This window comes from Immundisolibacter sp., assembly GCF_041601295.1.
Taxonomy (GTDB): Bacteria; Pseudomonadota; Gammaproteobacteria; order Immundisolibacterales; family Immundisolibacteraceae; genus Immundisolibacter.
In genome coordinates this window covers 1-3,585 of the sequence record NZ_JBFIII010000161.1, presented here as the reverse complement: position 1 = coordinate 3,585, position 3,585 = coordinate 1, and the positions used below count along the sequence as shown (strand labels likewise).

The window sequence follows — 3,585 nt, the reverse complement described above, 5'->3', positions numbered from 1 at the left end:
CTACGTGCAGCGGCCGGGCAGCCTGACCCATGACGGCACGGCGCCAGGACACTGGAAACGGCAGTCTCTCGCGCGACTGCTGGCGGATGCCGACTTCGCGCCGTGGCACACCGCGCTGCGGCACCGGCTGGCGGAGCTGCACGCGCAGGAGGCCGTGTTTCACGGCCGGCACGGCGACCGCCGCCGGGCGATGCAGGCGGCCTGGCGGTCGCTGCGAGCACAGCCGACGGCGGCCGGTGGCTGGCTGGCGATGGCCAAAGCTGTGGCCAGGTTAGGCTGATGCGTTTAACAAGGCATTTGCCCCGGAAGGCGCTGCTGCGCCACCACGCGCTGGGCGTTCCACGCTTTTGTAGGATCGGCTTCAGCCGCGAACTCCTTCACTCCCCGGCCTGACTGGTCCCCGCATGGCTTCCATTCGCAAATCCCTGGCGATCTCGCTCACCGAGCGCTACCTGATTACCGGTGTGCAACTGGTGAGCACCATGGTGCTGGCGCGGTTGTTGTCGCCCCACGAAATCGGCGTCTATTCCGTAGCGACGGTATTCATGGGATTGATCCAGGCCTTTCGCGACATGGGGGTAGGCCAGTACCTGGTGCAGGAGGCCGAGCTGACCCGCGACAAAATCCGTACCGCCGCGGGCGCGGTCTTGTGTACATCGTGGCTGCTGGCACCCGTGGTGTTTTTCGCCGCCGGGCCGGTCGCGGCGTTTTATCGCGAGCCGGGCCTGGCCGACGTGCTGCATGTGCTGGCGCTGAACCTGCTGCTGATCCCGTTCGGTGCCACGGTGCAGGCTTTCTTGCACCGGCACATGCGTTTTACGCCGCTGCTGGTGATCCGGCTCGGCTCCACCGTGGTCCAGGTGACCACGGGTATTGTGCTGGCATGGTCGGGTTACGGGTTCATGAGCCTTGCCTGGGCTTCTGTGGCGGGGGTGCTGGCCACTATCGTGCTGGTGAATTTTTTTCGCCCGCCAGAATTGCGGGTGCTGCCCAGTTTTCGTCGCATGGGAAACGTGTTCCGCTTCGGTGGCAAGGCCATATCCATGACTTTGCTCACGGAACTCAGTACCGGTTTGCCGGAAATGATCGTTGGCCGCACGCTCGGCATGGAGCCGGTAGGCATCTATAACCGCGCCCGGGGGCCGTTACGGTTATTCAGCCGCTTGTTCAGTGGGTCGATCTTTGCCGTTGGCATGCCGCATTTTGCCCGCCTGCATCGCGAGAGCAGGCCCCTTTTGGCGGACTATCGGCGTGGAGCCGAGTGCGTGCTGGGGATTGCCTGGCCACTGTTTGCGCTGATGGCGCTGTTCGCGCTGCCGATGGTGGGAGTGCTGTACGGCCCACAATGGCGGGAAAGCGCTGCCCTGATACCCATCATGTGTCTTAGTGCCAGTATCGGCATGATGTTGCCGCTGTCCCACGAGTTGCTGATAGCCACCGGCCGGGTCAACCGAGCGCTGGGTCAGGTAGCCCTGCAAACCGCACTGGCTGCCGGCGTTCTGGTTCTGGCTTCGCCTTATGGCCTGATGGCACTGGTCCGGGCCGCTGTCGCACTGGCGGTAGTCATCGTGCTTTGGCGATATTTCCTGCTGCGTGGCTGGGCATTGGCGCGCGGGGCCTTGCCTGCCATGGTGGCACGGGGGTGTGGGGTGACGGCGGCTACTGCTGCGGGCCCTTTGCTGGTGCGCCTCTGGCTGGGACCGGACCCGGCCCAGCCGTTGCTGGCGTTGGCGCTGGCGGGTGCTCTGGCGGTGCCCGGCTGGTTGATTGGGATCGCCCTGACTGGCCACCCGTTGGCGCACGAAGTGGCACGCGGGGCGAAGCGGATTGCACCGCGGGCGCCCGTCGCATGGATGCTGCGACGGGTGGCGGCTGGTGGCTGAGCCGGTGCCGTTGCGTACAGGGAGGCGGCTGTGCTGACAGTGTTATTCGCCACGCGTAATGGCGCGCCTCGTTTGCCCCGGGTGCTGCAAGCATTTTCGGCATTGGCGCAGCCGGCGGGTGGCTGGAAGCTGGTGGTGGTCGAGAACGCGAGCACCGATAACACCGGCGAGGTCCTGCAAAATTTCGTCGGCGATCTGCCGCTGACGGTACTCAGCCAGCCCAAGCCTGGCAAGAACAGCGCACTCAACCTCGGGCTGAACGCGGCCGAAGGCGACCTGGTGGTATTGACCGACGACGATGTGTTGCCGGCCGCGGATTGGCTGGTGCGCCTGCGCACCGTGGCAGACGAAAATCCGGCGTACGACCTGTTCGGTGGGCGCATCGTGCCGACTTTCGAAGTCGAGCCCCCGGGCTGGCTGCTGCACTGGGCGCCGCTGGATATGGCGTACGCCGCAACCCCTGCCGATTTGGCGGCCGGACCGGTAGACCCGGCCATGGTGTGGGGTGGCAACATGATGGTGCGCTGGCGCGTGTTTGAGGCTGGGCACAGATTCGATGAGAACATTGGGCCGACCTCCAGCGTCTACGCCATGGGCAGCGAGACTGAATTCACACTGCGCGTGGCGCAAGCCGGGCACGGCAGCTGGTTTTGTCCCGAGGCGGTGGTCGAACACCTGGTACGGGCTGAGCAGATGACCGAGCAGTGGCTGTTCGGGCGCGCAATGCGCTATGGGCGGGGAGCCTTGGTGCGGGAACTGGCGCAGGGCCAACACGGTGGCCCGCGGCTGGGGGGCGTGCCGCGTAGTCTGTGGGGAGACGTGATCACCCTGGCTTACACCCTGGCCCGTGCCCGGCTGAGCCGGGATCACCGATGGCGGCTGCATGCCCGACTGCGCTTCAGCGAAGCGCTCGGCCGGGTCTTGCAGGCGCGCGCCCTGGCCAAGGCCGGCATCCGGGTGCAGGGTGACGATGGGGTGCAGGCATGACGCCCGGCGCGGCCATTGTTATCCCCAGTTATGGCCGGCCAGATCTGCTGCGCCGCACCCTGCAAAGCCTGGTCGATGCGCGGTGGCCGCCGTCGTTCGCCGGCGTGTGGGTGGTGGAGAACGGCCCGCAAACGGGTCTGCAGGCGCTGTGCCAAGAGTTCGCGACGCGGCTGCCATTGCATTATGTCCACGAGCCGCAGCTTGGCTTGTCGGCAGCGCGTAATGCCGGGGCCAAGTCCTGCCAGGGTGAGGTGATCCTGTTTCTGGATAACGATTTGCGGGTTGAACGGGACGCGCTGCAGGCTTACGCTCAGGCGTTCGCCGATTATCCCGAGGCGGGTGCCTTCGGCGGGCCGCTACGCCCGGATTATGAAATGCCGCCACCGGCCTGGCTGTCGGGCTATCTGCCGTGGTCGGTGGTGGGGGTGGATTACGGCCCGGACAACCGGTTCATGGATGAAGCGCGGCTCGTCGGAGGTAACCACGCCATCACATGGGTGGCGCTGACCGAGGCCGGTTTTTTCGACGCCATTGGGGCCACCGGAACGCGCGGCGGCGTGGGCGAGGAAACCCGTCTTCAGGAACGCATCTTGGCCGGTGGGCGGCGGCTGGTGTACGTGGCCGGGGCGGCAGTGTGGCACCACGTTCCGGCTGACAACTGCAGCCCGCAATGGGCGCTTGGTCGGGTGTTTCGGCACGGCCTGACGCGCGGCGT

Annotated in this window: 4 protein-coding genes; all 4 read left to right on the top strand. The window is 66.2% G+C overall.

Annotation, left to right across the window (positions count from 1 at the left end; genetic code table 11):
• A partial coding sequence (locus tag ABZF37_RS13905; protein ID WP_372720939.1) for a hypothetical protein occupies positions 1 to 280 on the top strand: 280 nt, incomplete at its 5' end.
• Positions 281 to 404: 124 nt separating this feature from the next.
• A complete protein-coding gene (locus ABZF37_RS13900; RefSeq protein ID WP_372720937.1) occupies positions 405 to 1,883 on the top strand; it encodes a lipopolysaccharide biosynthesis protein in 1,479 nt (492 codons plus the stop codon).
• Positions 1,884 to 1,913: 30 nt separating this feature from the next.
• Positions 1,914 to 2,870 (top strand): glycosyltransferase family 2 protein, encoded by a 957-nt coding sequence (locus tag ABZF37_RS13895; protein WP_372720935.1) that lies wholly within the window; start codon positions 1,914 to 1,916, stop codon positions 2,868 to 2,870.
• Positions 2,867 to 3,585, top strand: a 719-nt coding sequence (locus tag ABZF37_RS13890; RefSeq protein ID WP_372720933.1) for a glycosyltransferase family 2 protein, incomplete at its 3' end; no start/stop codon positions are given. The genes ABZF37_RS13895 and ABZF37_RS13890, both read left to right, overlap by 4 nt.